At 65.2% G+C, this 18,243-nt stretch carries 16 protein-coding genes and 1 pseudogene; 4 read left to right on the top strand and 13 right to left on the bottom strand.

Annotated elements, in window-relative coordinates; all coding sequences use genetic code 11:
- Window positions 1-26 precede the first annotated feature (26 nt).
- The 4 genes from KF907_RS02135 to KF907_RS02120 form a co-directional block, all read right to left on the bottom strand.
- Window positions 27-749, bottom strand: coding sequence for a hypothetical protein (locus KF907_RS02135; protein ID WP_291217696.1), 723 nt, complete (start codon window positions 747-749; stop codon window positions 27-29).
- Complete coding sequence (locus KF907_RS02130; protein ID WP_291217694.1) at window positions 737-1,360, bottom strand: hypothetical protein; 624 nt, start codon at window positions 1,358-1,360, stop codon at window positions 737-739. Before KF907_RS02130 ends, KF907_RS02135 begins: the two co-directional genes overlap by 13 nt.
- Before the next feature lie 121 nt (window positions 1,361-1,481).
- Complete coding sequence (locus KF907_RS02125) at window positions 1,482-1,952, bottom strand: DUF695 domain-containing protein (protein WP_291217692.1); 471 nt, start codon at window positions 1,950-1,952, stop codon at window positions 1,482-1,484.
- An 80-nt stretch (window positions 1,953-2,032) separates the two neighbouring features.
- Entirely contained in the window at window positions 2,033-2,518 is a 486-nt protein-coding gene (locus KF907_RS02120; protein ID WP_291217691.1) for a hypothetical protein, read from the bottom strand.
- Window positions 2,519-2,676: 158 nt separating this feature from the next.
- Between KF907_RS02120 and KF907_RS02115 the strand changes: the two genes are divergently transcribed.
- Window positions 2,677-2,952 carry a phage integrase N-terminal SAM-like domain-containing protein gene (locus KF907_RS02115; RefSeq protein ID WP_291217689.1) on the top strand — a complete coding sequence of 92 codons (276 nt, stop codon included), beginning with the start codon at window positions 2,677-2,679 and terminating at the stop codon, window positions 2,950-2,952.
- Between the two features lie 175 nt (window positions 2,953-3,127).
- Window positions 3,128-5,119 (top strand): transglycosylase SLT domain-containing protein, encoded by a 1,992-nt coding sequence (locus tag KF907_RS02110; protein WP_291217687.1) that lies wholly within the window; start codon window positions 3,128-3,130, stop codon window positions 5,117-5,119.
- Between the two features lie 123 nt (window positions 5,120-5,242).
- Here KF907_RS02110 and aceE read toward each other — a convergent pair whose 3' ends face one another.
- From aceE to KF907_RS02065, 9 genes and pseudogenes are all read right to left on the bottom strand, one after another.
- Window positions 5,243-7,963 (bottom strand): pyruvate dehydrogenase (acetyl-transferring), homodimeric type, encoded by a 2,721-nt coding sequence (gene aceE, locus KF907_RS02105; RefSeq protein WP_291217685.1) that lies wholly within the window; start codon window positions 7,961-7,963, stop codon window positions 5,243-5,245.
- Between the two features lie 300 nt (window positions 7,964-8,263).
- Window positions 8,264-8,392, bottom strand: a pseudogene (locus KF907_RS02100) (phosphate acyltransferase); the annotation flags it as partial.
- A 155-nt stretch (window positions 8,393-8,547) separates the two neighbouring features.
- Complete coding sequence (locus tag KF907_RS02095; RefSeq protein WP_472843848.1) at window positions 8,548-8,907, bottom strand: phosphate acyltransferase; 360 nt, start codon at window positions 8,905-8,907, stop codon at window positions 8,548-8,550.
- A 54-nt stretch (window positions 8,908-8,961) separates the two neighbouring features.
- Window positions 8,962-11,256: an NADP-dependent malic enzyme gene (locus tag KF907_RS02090; RefSeq protein ID WP_291217681.1), complete on the bottom strand. Its 2,295-nt coding sequence runs from the start codon at window positions 11,254-11,256 to the stop codon at window positions 8,962-8,964.
- A gap of 48 nt (window positions 11,257-11,304) precedes the next feature.
- Window positions 11,305-12,567 carry a flavohemoglobin expression-modulating QEGLA motif protein gene (locus KF907_RS02085; protein ID WP_291217680.1) on the bottom strand — a complete coding sequence of 421 codons (1,263 nt, stop codon included), beginning with the start codon at window positions 12,565-12,567 and terminating at the stop codon, window positions 11,305-11,307.
- Window positions 12,568-12,678: 111 nt separating this feature from the next.
- Window positions 12,679-12,909 carry a hypothetical protein gene (locus KF907_RS02080; RefSeq protein ID WP_291217677.1) on the bottom strand — a complete coding sequence of 77 codons (231 nt, stop codon included), beginning with the start codon at window positions 12,907-12,909 and terminating at the stop codon, window positions 12,679-12,681.
- A 305-nt stretch (window positions 12,910-13,214) separates the two neighbouring features.
- Complete coding sequence (locus KF907_RS02075) at window positions 13,215-13,616, bottom strand: hypothetical protein (protein WP_291217675.1); 402 nt, start codon at window positions 13,614-13,616, stop codon at window positions 13,215-13,217.
- 158 nt (window positions 13,617-13,774) lie between these two features.
- Window positions 13,775-14,848: a ribosome small subunit-dependent GTPase A gene (gene rsgA / locus KF907_RS02070; RefSeq protein WP_291217672.1), complete on the bottom strand. Its 1,074-nt coding sequence runs from the start codon at window positions 14,846-14,848 to the stop codon at window positions 13,775-13,777.
- A 41-nt stretch (window positions 14,849-14,889) separates the two neighbouring features.
- A complete protein-coding gene (locus KF907_RS02065) occupies window positions 14,890-15,993 on the bottom strand; it encodes an efflux RND transporter periplasmic adaptor subunit (protein ID WP_291217670.1) in 1,104 nt (367 codons plus the stop codon).
- A gap of 371 nt (window positions 15,994-16,364) precedes the next feature.
- On the opposite strand from KF907_RS02065, the gene KF907_RS02060 reads away from it, so the two are divergent.
- Window positions 16,365-17,612 carry an aminotransferase class I/II-fold pyridoxal phosphate-dependent enzyme gene (locus KF907_RS02060; RefSeq protein ID WP_291217668.1) on the top strand — a complete coding sequence of 416 codons (1,248 nt, stop codon included), beginning with the start codon at window positions 16,365-16,367 and terminating at the stop codon, window positions 17,610-17,612.
- A gap of 5 nt (window positions 17,613-17,617) precedes the next feature.
- Window positions 17,618-18,223, top strand: a complete 606-nt coding sequence (locus tag KF907_RS02055) for an SGNH/GDSL hydrolase family protein (RefSeq protein WP_291217666.1) — start codon at window positions 17,618-17,620, stop codon at window positions 18,221-18,223.
- Window positions 18,224-18,243: the final 20 nt, after the last annotated feature.

The raw sequence follows: 18,243 nt of genomic DNA, 5'->3' as shown, positions 1-18,243 counted from the left end.
GAGTGCCTTGTTGGGCTGGGTTACGTTCACGAAAAAAGCAGGTCAACCAAGAACGTGGAAGAAACTGCCACCCCCATGTCTCTCAACGTGTTCTTCGACGCTTCTTTCGCTGTCGCCTTGCCAGAAAGCACATTGCCAGCATTCACAGCTGCGGCAAGAAGCCCTGACACTGCTGCTGCATCTTGCAACTGCGAGATATGCGCTTGGTCGGAAACGCTGGAGAACGCATTTCCCACATCATTTTCCAGCGCCGCATTACTAAAGCCGGAGCTTTTCACCCCAGAAATTGAATTGGCCACTTCGTCAGTTGCGGCTATAGAAATTTCGGGATATTTATCGAGGTGCTTCGCCAATAGAGAACTGCTATCTGTTGCCTTTAGTTGAAGTTCTGCGAGATCTTTTCCATCACGGCTTAGCACCACATCCGCTCCCGGATGATTTGTTTTTGGAAAAATTCTGGCAGTAATTGCATCTCCGTTCAGGTTTTCTCGGCGGACGAATTGGAGTTCGTGGTAAATACCCTTAACGTTGTTTGCCAAGCCTCGCAGGGAATCATCGTCCATACTCCGCAGATAGCTCCCCATCTCGGACAATGACATATCAGAAAGTGCATTACTGGAGCGGCGCAGTGCCTCAACAACGAGTTGCTCGTCAGTTGAAAGCTGCAGTTGTGCCTTGTTTATCAGGTTAGCAAACACAGTTGCTACGGTGGTAACCGCTGTTGAAGATTTAGTTTTCAGGATGCCCATGACTCAAGCTCCTTAGAGAGTTTTTCGAATTCATGCTTACGGTTTACTAGACCAAGGCAGTTCTTCAGATTCAGTGTCTTTACTGCCCTATGCTCGTGGTAGTCCATAAACCGCTTCACAAGTGGCCTCCAAGCCTTTTCGAGCACAAAGCGGGCATCAGCTTTCTTTACTGCAACCTTCGAATCTCGCTGCTCGCGAAATGCCTTGACCAACCCGAGACTGGCATCAACGAGGGCTTTTTCTTCATCAGTAATGGATTCCACAGATCGTGGCTTTCCCTTCCAGAACTTTAGCCCCAAATATCCGACAACCAGACCAATGCCACCAGTGAGAACTGTGCCGGCAAAGACACCGCCACCGACGAGGGAACCTAGCCAAAATAGGGTGGCATTTGACGCTGCGGCCCCCGAGAGACCGGCGATAGCTGTTCCTGTAGATGCTGTGCCGAAAGTGCCGATCAGACCCAGCACCCCCGCAGCGCCCGCAGCGCCGGAGGTTTTTGCTATCAGGACACTAGCGAGTTTTGATGAATCCTTGTGCGACACCTGCAAAATATTAGCGACGAGTTTTGTAAGCGTCTCGTCTGCTTGAAGCAACCACTGCTCGTTCATACCATTCCCCGTAAGGCCCAACACCTGAGTTAAGCCGAACTGCGTAGCGCAGGTAGCGGCGTGGCAAGCTTAACCTGCCACGCCGATGCCGGAGCGAAGCAGTTTCGGCTTGAACGAATTGTTAGGCATCTGCTCCACTTGCTAGCGGGAATAGCTTGAAGATGTAGCCAGCGTCATGCCAGTCCGGGTCATGGTGCATGCGAAATTCCCAGAACCGAGTGTGCGGCTTTTCTGCCAGGAGTCCTTGCAGGGCGTCATTGGCCAGTTCTGGGTTGTGCACGCGGAATGACAATTGCCTGAGACCATTCCAAGTACTACGTGCAAGGAACAGTGCGTTGTTCCCCTCAATGGCCGACTCAATTCGGTCGCCGATCTCGAAGAGAAGCTTGCTTTCTTCTGGGGTAGGCATGCCTTCCTCAGCAAGGTCCTGGGCCTGAATGTTGACCTCGAGGTGCCAGGGGAAGATTTCGGTGTGTCGGAAGGTCAGGAGCGAGTCATTGACCACAATGACCTCTGGCAGGTCGTTGCGATTAGCGTCGAAGAGCGTGTAATGCGGCTCTGGTAAGACTATGCGGACGCGATTCTCTGTCACAGATGCCTAACGCTTGAGGTAACCGGCGCGAACCCGCGCAGCGGGTTTGCGTCCGGTTGACCGAATAGTTAGAAACCGACTCACACCTTGAACTTGTTGGTGATGATACGCCATTTGCCAAGATGCACTGCCATGTCACGCCGCCAGATTGCGCAATGAAAAGAATTAATGTTTTTGGGTGCAGCCCTACCTTTGTACTTCTGGGCAAAATGGTCTTGCAGCCAACCCTGCTTGAAGATGTAGAACTGATCCTCACCGAGCTGGTTGCCTAGGGCGACGAACACGCAAATGATCTTGCGGTCGAGCTCCGGGCTCTTGCCGTGCACAACCTGACGCCCCGATTCGAGCTCGACGCTAAGAAACCTACGAACGTCAAACTGCCACGAGTCGCCAGTTATGGTCTTTACTTGAATGAGGCCCGTGATGCCATTTGCGTACGCGAGGATGTCAATGTCTGGGACGTTGCCAGAGAACGGGGCCGCAAGAATATGCCGCCTCCCGAGTTCCGCCGTGACGAGATGCTCACCGACTTGGCCAGTCAGTTTTGTATGCCATCCCGTTGCCATAGACTCCCCCTGAGGTTTCTAACTACAAGTAGACCCCGAATCCGAGGCATAGCATGGATCGTTCAGCATCGGCGCGGTGCGCGTCAAGCGGTTTTCCTGCATGAAATCAATCCTTTGTCCGATTCCAGGGGCGACGGATTTCACTGAACGTCCCTGCGTTGTCGACGGATGCGGGGTGTTATGGAATATCACGATGGATCGGAGGGGTAGCAAGTGGTGCGGCGGACCGGCCCGCTCGGCGCCTGTTCGACGAGATTCGGCGCATATTGCGGCTCAAACGCTACAGCTTGTACACCGAAAGGGCGTACACCGGATGGATCCGCAGGTTCATCCTTGCCAGTGGCCGTCGACACCCTCGGGAGTTGGGGGCGGCGGAGCTTGAAGCCTTCCTGAGCGGACTGGCCGTGCAGGGTCGCGTGGCGGCGAGCACGTAGAACCAGGCGTTGTCGGCGATCCTGTTCCTTACCGCAGTGTCCTTAAATGTGCCGCGACATGGACGCCGCTATCGCTCGGCTTCGTCGAAGTGCTCAACTACAAGATTCGTGCTATCCAGCGTCACGCCTACTGGCAGAATCGCCCACACGACATCTGCAAGACCCCACCAAAGCAATGATCTGCATCCGTCTCGCCACCTCGTTCGTCGTCGCTCTCGTCGCGGTTGTCTCACCGGCCCAGGCCGCCGACCGCGAGCAGCAGCGCAGTCAGTACCGCCGCGCCCTCGAAGCGGTCGCACGCGAATCCGGCGATGCCTGGAAGCGCCACGCGATCGACCTCGCCGACTATCCGCTGCTGCCCTACGTGGAACTTGGCGTGCTCGAGCGCGGCAAGACGCCGCCATCGACCACCGCAGTCGAGGCTTTTCTCGCGCGCTGGCCGGACAGTCTCGTGGCGCGCAACCTGCGCGAGAAGACCCTGCGCCGCCTCGCCAATGCCGGCGATTGGGCGACCTTCCGCCGACTCTGGCAGGACAGTGGATCGCTTGAACTGAAATGCGCCTGGCAGCGCGCGCGCATCGATGCCGGAGAGAAACCGGACTACGCGCAGGACATCGCCGCGCTGTGGATGCAGCCGCGCGCGACACCGGCCTTGTGCGAACCGCTGTTCGCCTGGGCGCGCACGAGCGGTGGCCTGACCGATGCCGAGGTGTGGGCGCGCATCGAAGCGGCTGCCGCCGCCGCCAATCCCGAAACCGTTGCCATGATCGGCACGCGCCTCGACGCACCCGGCAAGGCCGCCGCCGACCGCGTCGCCGCCACCGTGCGCGATCCGGCCAGTGTGCTCGCCAATGCCGCGGCCTGGCCCGACACGCCACGCAACCGCGATGCGCTGTCGTTCGGTTTCATGCGTCTGGCCCGCCGCGACAGCGCCACCGCGGAAACGCGCTGGGCCGCACTCGGTGCGAAGTTCCAGTGGGATCCGGCGCAGAAGTACCGCATCCTCAATGCGATCGCGGTGTACCGCTCGACCGGCTATGAAGACGATGCACTCGCACGCCTGAAGGCCTTGCCGATCGAAGCCGCCGACGATGCCTCGCGCGAGTGGCACGTGCGCGTGGCGCTGGCGACCGGCGACTGGAACGAGACGCTGGCGGCGCTTGAAGCGATGAGCGAGGCGCAGCGGGCCGATGCGCGTTGGCGCTACCTGCGCGCGCGCATGCTTGACAAGCTCGGCCGCAAGGATGAAGCCGGCGCGCTGTTCGCTGAAGTCGCGCGCGAGGCGAACTTCCACGGCTTCCTCGCCGCCGACTGGATCGGCGCGGACTACTCGATCTGCGCGGATGTCTTCGCCGCCGACCGCAACACCGAGAAGCGCCTGCTCGCCCAGCCCGATCTCGCCCGTGCGTTCGAGTTTCACGCCCTTGGCCAACTCGACAACGCGCGTCGCGAATGGGATTTCGCGATGACGAAGCTGGAGCCGGCCGACCGCCGCCTCGCCGCCGACATCGCCTATCGCAAGGATTGGTACGACCGTGCCGTGTTCCTGTTGTCGGCCTCACCTACGACACAGCGCCACTACGAGCAGCGCTTTCCGCTGGCGATGAAACCGCACGTGACGCGCGAGGCGCGCAGCGCCGGCATCGATCCTGCCTGGTCCTACGCGATCATCCGCGCCGAGAGCGCGTGGATGACCGACGCGCGTTCGCATGCCGACGCCTACGGCCTCATGCAGCTTCTGCCCAGTGTTGCCAAGGAGGTCGCGCAGCGGGCGCAACTGCCCTACCACAAGCCGGGCGACCTGTTCGATCCGGCCTACAACGTCCAGCTTGGCACACGTTTCCTCGCGCAGATGGCCGGCCAGTATTCGGGCAGCCCGTGGCTGGCCAGCGCGGCCTACAACGCCGGTAGCGCGCCGGTGAAGCGCTGGCTGGCCGCGCGCGGCGGCCTCGAACCGGATTTCTTCATTGAGACGATCCCGTACAAGGAAACCCGCGAGTACGTGGCGCGCGTGCTCGCCTTCAGCGTCATCTACGACTGGCGCCTCAATGCCAGCGTCGTTCCGCTTGCCGCCCGTCTGCCGAAGATCGGCCAGCCCTACCAATCGCCGAAGCACGACGCCCAACGCAAGCGCGTATCCTGCGCGGTCGCCGACCGCCTCCCGTAGGAGTCCCTTCGGGGGCGATGCCTGCCGATGGTCGCGACGAAAAGCATCGCCCGTGCACGGGCTCCTACGGCATTTTTTGTTCCGTAGGTGCGCCTGTGGGAGCGCCTTCGGGCGCGACGTTTTTCACACCGTCACGGGATTCGGCTTCTCGGGATCGAGCTTCCATTCGCGGATCGCGCGGGCGACGTCCTCGGGGTTCATCTGGCCATCGGCTGCCAGCGCAGCGATGGCGGCGTGGGCGATCCACCAGCGGTCGACCTCGAAGAACGAGCGCAGGTGCGCGCGCGTGTCGCTGCGGCCGTAGCCGTCGGTGCCGAGCGCGATGAAGCTGCGTCCGGCCGGGATGAAGGCCCGGATCTGGTCCGAATACGCGCGCACATAGTCGGTCGCCGCGACGATCGGGCCGCTGCGACCATCGAGGCATTCGGCGACCCAGGACTTGCGCGGCTGCTTCGCCAGCGGGTGCAGGCGATTCCAGCGCTCGACGTCGAAGCCGTCGCGGCGCAGTTCGTTGAAGCTCGGGCAGGACCAGATGTCGGCGGCCACGCCGAACTCCTTCTCCAGCAGTTCGGCCGCGGCGATCACCTCGCGCAGGATCGTGCCCGACCCGAGCAGTTGCACGGTCGGGCGTTTCCCTTTGCTCTTGCCTTTGCCCGATTCCCCATTCCCCGTCCCCGATTCCCTGAACAGGTACATGCCCTTGATGATCCCTGCCTCCGCGCCTGCCGGCATGTCCGGGTGCGCGTAGTTCTCGTTCATCACGGTGAGGTAGTAGTAGGTGTCCTCCTGCTCGGTCAGCATGCGGCGCACGCCATCCTGCAGGATCACCGCAACCTCGTAGGAGAAGGTCGGGTCGTAGCTGCGGCAGTTCGGAATCGTGCCGGCGACCACGTGCGAATGGCCGTCCTCGTGCTGCAGACCCTCGCCGTTGAGCGTGGTGCGGCCGGCGGTGCCGCCGACCAGGAAGCCGCGCGCGCGCATGTCGCCGGCGGCCCAGGCGAGGTCACCGATGCGCTGGAAGCCGAACATCGAGTAGTAGATGTAGAACGGCAGCATCGGCACGTCGCTGAACGAATAGCTCGTTGCCGCGGCCATCCATGAGGACATCGCGCCTGGTTCGCTGATGCCCTGCTGGAGCACCTGGCCTGACTGGTCCTCGCGGTAGTACATGAGCTGGTCGGCGTCCATCGGCTTGTACTTCTGGCCGAACGGCGCGTAGATGCCGATCTGGCGGAACAGGCCTTCCATGCCGAAGGTGCGGGCCTCGTCGGCGACGATCGGCACGATGCGCGGTCCGATCTCCTTGTCGCGCAGGAACAGGTTGAGCGCCCGCACGAAGGCCATGGTCGTGGAGATCTCGCGTTCGCCGGTGCCGTTCGTCAGCGCGTCGAACGTGGCCAACTCCGGCGTGGCCATCGAAGCCGAGGTGCGCCGGCGCTGCGGCAGGAAGCCGCCGAGCGCGCGACGGCGTTCCAGCATGTATTCGACTTCGGGCGAATCCTTGCCGGGGTGGTAGTACGGCACCTGCGGCAGGTCGGCGTCGGCGACCGGGATGTTGAAGCGATCGCGGAACGCACGCACCGCGTTGTCGTCCATCTTTTTCTGCTGGTGGGTGATGTTCTGCGATTCACCGGCACCGCCCATGCCGTAGCCCTTGACCGTCTTGGCGAGGATCACGGTCGGCATGCCCTTGGTGTTGACCGCCTCGTGGTAGGCCGCATAGACCTTGTGCGGATCGTGGCCGCCGCGGTTGAGACGCCAGATGTCTTCGTCGGAAAGGCTGGCGACCATCTCGCGCGTCTCCGGGTGCTTGCCGAAGAAGTGTTCGCGCGTGTACGCGCCGCCGAAGGCCTTGCAGTTCTGGTATTCGCCGTCGACGGTTTCCATCATGACCCTGCGCAGCGTGCCGTTGTGGTCGCGCGCAAGGAGCGGATCCCAGTAGCTGCCCCAGATCAGCTTGATCACGTTCCAGCCGGCACCGCGGAACACGCCTTCGAGTTCCTGGATGATCTTGCCGTTGCCGCGCACCGGGCCGTCGAGGCGCTGCAGGTTGCAATTGACCACGAAGATCAGGTTGTCGAGACCCTCGCGACCGGCCAGCGAGATCGCACCGAGCGTCTCGGGCTCGTCCGATTCGCCGTCGCCGACGAAGCACCACACCTTGCGGTCGCTCACCGGGATCAGGCCGCGGTGCTCGAGGTACTTCATGAACTGGGCCTGGTAGATCGCCTGCAGTGGGCCGAGGCCCATCGATACGGTCGGCACCTGCCAGTAGTCGGGCATCAGCCACGGGTGCGGATACGAGGGCAGTGCCTTGCCCTTGCCGATGACTTCCATGCGGAAATGGTCGAGCTGTTCCTCGCTGATGCGGCCTTCGAGGAAGGAGCGCGCGTACACGCCCGGGCTGGAATGGCCCTGGTGGAAGATCAGGTCACCGGGGTGGCCGTCGCTCGGTGCGCGCCAGAAGTGATTGAAGCCGACGTCGTAGAGCGTGGCGGACGAGGCGAAGCTGGCGATGTGGCCGCCGAGTTCGCCCGGCTTGCGGTTCGCACGCACGACCATCGCCATCGCGTTCCAGCGGATCAGCGAGCGGATCCGCCATTCCATGGCCGCGTCGCCGGGCGACTTGGCCTCGAGGTGTGGTGGGATGGTGTTGATGTACTCGGTGGTCGGCTGGAATGGCAGGTGGCCGCCGGCACGGCGTGTTTCCTCGACCATGCGCTGCAGGAGTTGGTGCGCGCGGTCGGTACCGTCCGCATCGATGACCGACTTGATCGAATCGGTCCACTCACGGGTTTCGACCGGGTCGAGGTCCTGATCGAGTATGTCCTGCAACGGGTTCATGCGGATTCCTCAGGTGTCGCCATGGGCAGGGGGCGGCACATCGCCGCCCGCGGACGTCCGAGTGTAGCCGTCGGCTGTGGCGACTGCATGCTGCGTGGCGGTGAAGCCCGCGCCCGCCCAATCACCGTCTCTGGAAACGACTGCACGAAACCGCCGCAGGAAACCGCCGCAGGAAACCGCTGTAGGAAATGGCCGCAGGAAACGGCCGTAGGAAACGGCTTTAGCCGTGATGCCCCTGCCGTACAACGTCAAAAAGAAAGAGCATCACGCCTGAAGGCGTCTCCTACGGAGCAAATCCCATCACCGCTCCCTCGCCGCGCGGATCTGCGCCTCGACCGCGGCGATCGCGGTCATGTTGACGACGCGGCGAACGGTCGCGGCCGGAGTCAGGATGTGGGCCGGCCTGGACATGCCCATCAGCACAGGGCCGAGGGCGACCGCACGAAAACACCGTAGGAAACCGCCGCAGGAAACCGCCGCAGGAAACCGCCGTAGGAAACGGCTTTAGCCGTGATGCCCCTGCCGTACAACGTCAAAAAGAAAGAGCATCACGCCTGAAGGCGTTTCCTACGGAGCTGTTCCCATCACCGCTCCCTCGCCGCGCGGATCTGCGCTTCGACCGCGGCGATCGCGGTCATGTTGACGACGCGGCGAACGGTCGCGGCCGGAGTCAGGATGTGGGCCGGCCTGGACATGCCCATCAGCACCGGGCCGAGGGCGACCGCACGAAAACGCCGCAGGAAACGGCCGTAGGAAACCGCCGCAGGAAACGGCCGTAGGAAACCGCCGCAGGAAACGGCCGCAGGAAACCGCCGTAGGAAACCGCCGTAGGAAACGGCCGCACGAAACCGCCGCAGGAAACGGCCGTAGGAAACCGCCGCAGGAAACGGCCGTAGGAAACGGCCGTAGGAAACGGCTTTAGCCGTGATGCCCCTGCCGTACAACGTCAAAAAGAAGAAGCATCACGCCTGAAGGCGTCTCCTACGGAGCAATTCCCATCACCGCTCCCTCGCCGCACGGATCTGCGCTTCGACCGCGGCGATCGCGGTCATGTTGACGACGCGGCGAACGGTCGCGGCCGGAGTCAGGATGTGGGCCGGCCTGGACATGCCCATCAGCACCGGGCCGAGGGCGACGCCTTCGGTCATCACGCGGGTGATGTTGTAGGCGATGTTGGCGGCGTCGAGGTTTGGACAGACATAGACGTTGGCCAGGCCCTTGAGCCGCGAGTTCGGAAACAGGCGTTCGCGCACTTCCTCGTTGAATGCGGTGTCGGCATGCATCTCGCCCTCGATCTCGAGATCCGGGTCGCGCTCGCGCACGAGTTCGAGCGCGCGGCGCATCTTCGCCGCGGAGGCGTCCTCGTGGCTTCCGAAGTTCGAATGCGAGAGCAGGGCGATCTTCGGGTTGACCCCGAACAGGCGCAGGCGGATCGCTGCCTGCAGGGTCGCCTCGGCGACCTGTTCGGCGGTCGGGTCGAGCTTGACGTGGGTGTCGATGAAGAAGAACAGTCCCTTGTCGTTGACCACGCCGGTCATCGCCGAGGGCGACTGCACGCCGGGTTCGAGCGGGATGATGTCGAGGATGTAGCGCAGCTTCTTGTGGTAGCGGCCGACGATGCCGGTCAGCATCGCGTCGGCTTCGCCCCGTCGCAGCATCAGCGCCGCGATCACGCTCGGGCGCGAGCGCACGATCGCCTTGGCGCTGTCGGGGGTGACGCCGCGGCGTTCGAGCAGGGCGTGGTACTCGCTCCAGTAGTCCTTGAAGCGAGGGTCGTTTTCGATGTTGCAGACCTCGAAATCGATGCCGGGCTTGAGGCGCAGGCGCATGCGCTGGATGCGCGATTCGATCACCGCAGGGCGACCGATCAGGATCGGCCAGGCCAGGTGCTCGTCGGCGATGTGCTGCACCGCGCGCAGCACGGTTTCCTCCTCGCCCTCGGCGAAGACGACGCGTTGGCGGTCGCTGCGTGCGCGGTCGAACACCGGCTTCATGACCAGGCCGCTGCGGAACACGAAGCTGTTGAGGCGCTCGCGGTAGGCCTCGGCGTCGGCCAATGGGCGCGTGGCGACGCCCGAGGCCATCGCCGCGCGCGCGACCGCCGGCGACAACTCGGTCAGCAGGCGCGGATCGAACGGCTGCGGGATCAGGTAATCGGGCCCGAACGAGCGCGTCTGCCCGCCGTAGGCCCGTGCGGCGACATCGGACATCTCGCGACGCGCCAGTTCGGCGATCGCATGCACGCAGGCGATCTTCATCTCCTCGTTGATCGCCGTCGCGCCGACGTCGAGCGCACCGCGGAACAGGTAAGGGAAGCACAGCGCGTTGTTGACCTGGTTCGGATAGTCCGAGCGGCCAGTGGCGATGATCGCGTCCGGGTTCGCCTCGCGCACCAGTTCGGGGAGGATTTCCGGGGTCGGATTGGCCAGGGCGAACACGATCGGCTTGTCGGCCATACGCCGCACCATGTCCGGGCTCAGCACGCCCGGCGCGGACAGGCCGAGGAAGACGTCGGCGCCATCGATGATCTCGTCGAGCGTGCGGGCGTCGGTATCGCGCGCGAAGCGCGCCTTGTTCTCGTCCATCTCCTCGGTGCGACCGCGCCAGACCACGCCGAGGCGGTCGGCCACCCAGATGTTGGCCGGATCGACGCCGAGGCTGACCAACATGTTGAGGCAGGAGATGCCGGCCGCGCCGGCGCCGGTGTGCACGACCTTGATCTTCGCGATGTCCTTCTCGACGATCGTGAGCGCGTTGATCAGCGCCGCGCCGACGATGATCGCGGTGCCGTGCTGGTCGTCGTGGAACACCGGGATCTTCATGCGCTCGCGCAGCTTGCGCTCGACCGCGAAGCACTCCGGCGCCTTGATGTCCTCGAGGTTGATGCCGCCGAAGCTCGGTTCGAGGCTGGCGATGATGTCGACGAGCTTGTCCGGGTCGTTCTCGTCGATCTCGATGTCGAACACGTCGATGCCGGCGAACTTCTGGAACAGCATGCCCTTGCCTTCCATCACCGGCTTGGCCGCCAGCGGGCCGATGTTGCCGAGGCCGAGCACGGCGGTGCCGTTGGTGATGACGGCGACGAGATTGCCGCGCGCGGTCAGCGTCGCCGCCTCGCCGGGATCGCGCACGATCTCGTTGCAGGCGAAGGCGACGCCCGGCGAATAGGCCAGCGACAGTTCGCGCTGGGTCACCACCGACTTGGTCGGTACCACCTTGATCTTCCCGGCCGGTGCGCGGCGGTGGTATTCGAGGGCGGCTTGCTTGAGGTCGTCGGTCTTTTTCTGGGACATGTCGGTCGAGGGGCGGCGGCGAGCGGCTAGTGTACGCAAGGGATCGGCTCACAGGGCGAGCACGAGATCCTCGGCCGCGACGCGGTCGAGGCGGATGCGGTTGGCGAACAGCGAGAAGGCGAGCATGGTCGCCAGCCCGTTGGCATGCTGCACCCAGCGCGGCAGCCAGGTCGGCGCAGCGATGTAGCCGGAAGCGAACTCGCCCTGCAGGGAGACCACGTCGTGCAGGCTCATCTTGCCGGCGAACAGGTTGCGGCAGAGGTCGAGGCGCTTGTGCTTGAGCGCCCAGCGGAAGAACGTGTGCACGGACAAGAGGCCGTGCAGGTAGACGGTGTCCTTGGTGAAGGCCGAGCCGCCGCCCGTCGGCGAGCCGCGGAACACGCGCTGGGCCGACGAGAAGCTGTCGGTCTCCGACTGGCCGGAATCGAGGAAGAAGCGGAACACCTCGACGAAATCGGCGCCGTGCAGGGCCATGTCGATGGCGAGGATGCGCAGGCTGATGCGCTTGATGCGCTCGATGTCGAGCGAGCCGGTCATCAGCTCGGCGAACACGGCCAGGCCCTCCTGGGTCGCGGTGATGCGCGGCGAGTTCAGCGCCAGCGAGGCGAGGTTCGGCTGGCGGCGTCCGTTGAGCGCGGTCAGCGTATGCACGTAGGCCTCGTGTTCGAGCAGTTGTGTGCGGTCGTACTCGGTGAAGCAGGTCGCTGAGCGCAGGCGGATGCGTGTGGCCCCCGCCGCGGCCTTGGCGATCAGGCTGTCGTCGACCTCGACACGCACGCGGCCGCTGCCGAAGAACGCGTCGAGCTGGGTTTGCAGGTCCTCGCGCAGGACGTCGGCCGGGATGCAGTAGTCGGCGTCGCCAAGCGCGAGCTCGCCATCGAGTTCGCTGGCCAGCTCGATGAAGTGGCGCGCCGCATCGAGATTGCTCTGCTCGCTGCCCGGAATGCGGTGTCCGGGGCGGCCGTACAGTTCGATCGAATGCCGGGTCAGTGCCGGCGTGCCGGCCGCCTCGAGCAGGTCGGTCGCCGTGCGCCATGCTGCAGCGCTGCGCTGCAGGTATTCGCCGACCGGGTGATGCGGGTCGGCGCTGCGCTGGATGTCGTCGAGCTCGGCCTTCGTCGCGGCATGATCGGCGCGCCCGTACTCGATCACGGGCAGGTGCACCTGCCCGCGCCGCCAGTCGGCGAGGAATCGTTCCTGTGCGGACGAAGGCCAGCTCAACGCACCGAGCACGCGGATGCCCCTGACCGCGGCGACGAGGCGACGGTCGAGGGCAGCGTGGTTTGCATCCACGGTGGTTGTGTTGGCCATGCGGCGCCGAGCATAGGCGAAGAGTGGGTGCTTGCAAGCGCCTGCCCGGCGTGGTGACTGCGCGCACGAAAGCCGACGCCATCCTCTCCCCGTCGCGCCTTCACCCACGGGCTAGGGCAACGGGCCGAGCTTGCCGAGCCAGGATGCGCGTCCGCGCCAGGCCGAAAACAGAAGGTTGCCGCCGAATGCAATCAGCAGCGCTACGCCGCCCAGCGCGAGCAGGTCGACGGCATCGGTCCACAGAACGTAGATGCCGGAGGCGACGAGCAGCACGCCAAGAATGGCTCCGCTCACCCGATAGGCACGATTTGCCACATGCGGCTCGTGCGCGTGATCGTTCATGGCCTGGTCGCGCGTCTGCTCCGCGCCGCGAAGCGGCGTCCCGGCGATTGTCGGACATCGACACCGTGGCCGCCACAACGCCCCGTCGGTCGTCCGAGTCCGGAAACCGGGTCCATGCCGCGCCACGGCCCGCCGTTCCACGCCCATGTCGAGCGCACGGTCGGACACCTCGCTCAGGGTCGGATCCAGCCGAACCCGAGGAGCCTTCGGCGATGTGAATCCAGGAGCTGCCTTCCCGATCAGAGCGACTGCCGGCAGCAAAGGCTTCACGCGATCGGGAAGGCTGGAAAGGCTCCTGAGGATGGTCAGGCTGCACCCGACCGCTTGAGCATAGCTCCCAGCGCTGTGATGACAGACCATGCCAGCGAGCCGAGCACGACTACGGCAGTGAGCAGGCTGAGTACCAGCCACGCCGAACCGCGGTTTGCGGAGAAGTTGAGCGCAAGATTGCCGGCGAGCGCCACGGAAACCGGAAGCCAAAGAATCGCGGCCAGCACGGCACCTTGCGCGACGCGGCGGCAGGTCGAGCCGGGCGTGCTGAGCTGGAGGGCAGCGGCGGCGAGTGCGCAGAGCCCGGTCGCCGCCAGCGCGTTGCCGACGGGGAGGCCGCCGGGCAAGAGCAACTCAAGATAGCCGGCACCGGAAACCAGCGAGCCGAACGAAAGCATGGCGGCAGTCAGCAGAAGCAGGGCAATCAGTCTGGTCATATCGGTATCGGGGTCTGCGGGCGCCGTTCATGTCTTGGGATGCCCTGATCTGCATCCGTCACGTCGATGCCACAGGGTCGTCGACAGCATCGCCGGATGACATCCGCTCCGGCGTGGTTGCGGTTGATGATGTGGCGCGGGTTGGCGCGAAGTGGTTCTCACTGGCGCCCGTATTTTTCCGCGAGGCGCTTGTTGAGGGCTTTGGTCAGCACGCGCGATTCGCTCTTGCGGCGCAGTTGGGCTTCGAGGCTTTCGGCGGCGGCGGCGAGTTCGTCGCGCAGCTTGAGGTAGTTGTGCCAGCGCTCGGTGCAGAGGCGACCGTCATCGAGTGCTGCGCGCACGGCGCATCCGGGTTCACCGTGGTGGGCGCAGTCGCCGAAACGGCACTCCGCGGCGAGCGCGTCGATGTCGGCAAACTGTGCACCGTCGAGGGTTTCCTCGCCGGTCAGCTTGATCTCGCGCATGCCGGGTGTGTCGATCAGGCAGCCGCCGCTCGGCAGCAGGATCAGCGCGCGCGAGGTCGTGGTGTGGCGGCCGCGGCTGTCGTTTGCGCGGACCGATTGGGTGGCCTGGCGGGTCTCGCCGAGCAGGGTGTTGGTCAGGGTCGACTTGCCGGCACCGGACGAGCCCACCAGCACGCTCGATGTGCCGGGGCCGAGCAGGGCGAGCAGCGGGGCGACGCTGGCGGTGGATTTCGCGTTGACGGCGATGACGTCGACCGTCGCCGGCACACGCTCGCGCACGATCGCCATTGGCTCGGTGTGATCGCCGGCCAGGTCGGCTTTGGTCAGCACCACGCAGGCGCGCGCACCACTGCCTTCGACCAGCAACAGGTAACGTTCGATGCGTGCTGGATTGAAGTCGCCGTCGAGGCCGCAGACGATCATCACGGTGTCGATGTTGGCGGCGATGAGCTGACGGCGGTGGCGTTCGCCGGCGGCGGCGCGTTCGAGCAGGCTGCGCCGCGGCAGGATGGCTTCGATCAGCGGTGGTTTTGCGGGCGTCACGCGCACGAAGTCGCCGACCGCCGGGCGAGCCTCGGGACCGACGTCGGGTTTGAGAAAACGCGGCGCTGGCTGCGCGTTGAAGGCGGTCGTGCCGTCGTGCAGTTCGTAGCCGGCACGGTGTTGGGCGATGACGCGGGCGATGCGTGTGCCGTCTTCCTCCGCCGGCAGCGTACCCTGCCAGCCGATGCGGGCGAGGGCGTCGAGGGTCGCGGGTGGGTTCGGCATCGGCGCAATTGTAGCGACGATGCCGTGGCCGCGGCGCGGGCTCAGCTGCGCTTGCCGCCCAACGCAGCGAGGTTGCGCACGGCGGCTGTGGTGTCGATGGCCGGCAGCACGTGCACGGCGGTGCCGTCGCTGAGCGCGGCATGGCCGGAAACGACGACCTCGCTGCCCGCCTCGACACCTTCGAGTACCTGTACACGGGCACCGTTCTCGTAGCCGAGGCGGATCGGCGTACGCACGGCCTTGCCGTCCCGGATGACATAGGCGACGGCGGCGTTGCGGCTGCCGAGTACGGCCGCCTTGGGCATCAGCACGGTGTCGTCGAAGTGGCGGAAGGCGATGTCCATGCGGGCGAACTGGCCCGGACGCAGGGCGAGATCGCGATTGTCGATGCGCACGGTGACGCCCACCGTTCCGCTGCTGCGGTCGACCACCGGCGCCACGCGTTCGATCCGCGCAGCGAACTCGCGCGTGCCAAGCGCATCGGCAGTGAAGCGCACCGGCTGGTTGGCGGCGAGTGCGCTGGCATCGCGTTCGGGCACGCGCAGGTCGGCGCGCAGGTCGGTGAAATCGGCGACGTCGAACACCGGCGCGTTGTGGGCGAGCAGTTGGCCGCGCTTGACCCAGCGCCGCGTGACGGTGCCGTCGAACGGCGCGCGGATCTCGGCCTTGCCGACATTGACGCGGGCGAGGCCGACGTCGGCGCGGCGCATGGCGTAGTCGGAGACAGCCTGGTCGTGCTGGGTTGCCGGGATCAGCTTGCGCGCGAGCAGCTGCTCGCCGCGCTCAACATCGTTGCGGCGGCGCTGCAGGTCGGCCTCGGCCTCACGTAACTGCAAGCGGCTGCGGTCGGCGTCGAGGCGGGCGAGCAACTGGCCCTTGCGCACGCGCTGGCCTTCCTCGACCACGATCTCGAGCACAGTGCCCGGCACTTCGGCGACGAGCGTGGCCTCGCGCTCGGCTTCGAGCGTGGCGGTGGCGGCGTAGTGGGCGGTCAGTTCACCACGTTCGACGCGGGCCACCTCGACTGGTTGCCCGGCCGGCTTTTCCTTGTCCGCACTGGGCGAGGCCGTGCCGGTCGAACAGCCCGCGAGCACGGTGGCCAGACCGGCGGCGAGGGTGCAGAGGAGGGGCGGGCGGGCGTTCATGATCAGGCACCTTGATTAGTGTTGTACTAAACTACAACACCATAACTGATCGTGTCAATGGCCCCATTCTCGGCGGCAGCGAACTCGGGCGCGCCTGCCGGAGGTGGGAATGACTTCGGAACTACTCGGATGCGTTGGAGCAGGCGCGGGTTGCACCGGGTGGGGCGGGGATTTGGTCAAAAGCGTGGTCGGCGCCCGCGAGCTGCCCTTCCGCAGGAGCCCGTTTACGGGCGATGCCCCTGCTTCGGAGGTTGTGCGAAAGGAGCATCGCCCCTGAAGGGGCTCTTGCAGGGGCATTGTGTGGTGGCCTGCCTTGCAGCGCAGCACCAGATGCTAGGATGCCGCGATTCCGCCGCCCCAATACCGATGCCATGCCGCAGCAAACCGTACCTACCAGTTCCCGTCTCGCCGAAGTCCGCTATGAAATCCGCGGAACGCTGAGCCATCGCGCCCGCGAGCTCGAGGCCGAGGGCAGGCAGATCGTCCGCCTCAACATCGGCAATCCTGGCGCCTTCGGTTTCGAGGCGCCGGCGCACATCCGCGAAGCGGTGACGCGCGCGCTGCCGAAGAGCGAGGCCTATTGCCAGCAGCAGGGCCTGCTGGTGGCGCGCGAGGCAGTCGCCCGTCAGCAGCTTGCGCGCGGTTCGTCCACGGCGACGCCGGATCGTGTCTTCATCGGCAACGGCGTCAGCGAGTTGATCGACCTCACCCTGCGTGCGCTGCTCGAACCAGGCGACGAAGTGCTCGTGCCTGCACCCGACTATCCGCTGTGGACCGCAGCGACGATCCTCAATGGTGGCCACGCCGTCCACTATCCGTGCCCTGCCGACCGCGATCATCTTCCCGATGCCGACGAGATCGCCGCCCTGGTCACGCCGCGCACACGCGCGATCGTGCTGATCAATCCGAACAATCCGACTGGCGCCAACTACCCGCGCGCCCTGCTCGAGGCGATCGTTGCGGTCGCCGAGCGCCATCGCCTCGTGCTGCTTTCCGACGAGATCTACGACGGCATCCTCTACGACGATGCCTGCTTCCAGCCACTCGCGCCATTGGCGGGCGAGTTGCCGTGCATCAGCTTCGGCGGACTGAGCAAGGTGCATCGCGCCTGCGGCTATCGTGTCGGCTGGTTCACCGTGTCCGGCAGCGAGGCGCGCGTGCACGACATGCTGCGTGCATTCGACCTGCTCGCCGCGCTGCGCCTGTGCGGCAACGTGCCGGGCCAGTGGGCGGTTGGCCCGGCGCTCGAAGGGCCGGACACGATCGCGGAACTGACCGCGCCAGGCGGGCGCCTGTACGAATCGCGCCGCGCCGTGCTCGATGCGGTCGCGCGTAGCGCCTTTCTCGACGTGGTCGCGCCGACCGGCGCGCTGTATGCCTTCCCCGGCGTTGCGCCGAACCTGCTGCCGCAGCTCGATGACGAGGCCTTCGCCTTGCATCTGCTCGAGACCGAAGACGTGCTGGTCGTGCCCGGTTCCAGCTTCAACGTGAACTACCGCAACCGTTTCCGCATCACCCTGTTGCCGCAGGCCGAAGTTGTCGCCGACGTGTTCGCGCGCATCGAACGTGCGCTCGAACGCCTCGCCGAAAACGCGCGGCCGTCGCGCAACGTCGCCTGACCGGCATGGTCGCGGCCTTCCTCGCCCTCGGCGATTCCTACACGATCGGCGAAGGCGTCGAGGTTGCAGAAGCGTGGCCGTTGCAGCTGGCCACGCGCTTCGCCGCGGAGGGGCTGGTGATCGGCACGCCGGAAGTCATCGCAACGACCGGCTGGAGCACCGACGAACTCGCCGCGGCGATCGAAGCGGCGCGACCGGCTGCCGGCCGCGCGCTGGTCAGTTTGCTGATCGGCGTCAACAACCAGTACCGTGGCCGTGACGTCGACAACTATCGCGACGAGTTCAGCATCCTGCTCGATCGTGCGATCGAGCTTGCGGATGGAGATGCCGCGCGCGTGGTCGTCGTCTCGATCCCCGACTGGGGCGTCACGCCTTTCGCGGCGGCGCATGCCGCGGATGCGGCGAAGGTCGCCGCGGACATCGACCGCTTCAACGCCATTGCGCGCGGGATCACCATCACGCGCGCTGCGCACTGGGTTGACGTGACGGCGATCTCGCGCGGCGCGGGCCGCGACCTGCTCGCCGCCGATGGCCTGCATCCGTCGGCCGCGCAATACACGCTGTGGGTCGAGGCGATCGCGCCGATCGCGCGCAGGGCCTGGGGCACCTGATATCCGACGAATCCGCTTCT

Source organism: Dokdonella sp. (assembly GCF_019634775.1).
Taxonomy (GTDB): Bacteria; Pseudomonadota; Gammaproteobacteria; order Xanthomonadales; family Rhodanobacteraceae; genus Dokdonella.
This window is presented reverse-complemented; position numbering and strand designations above follow the sequence as displayed.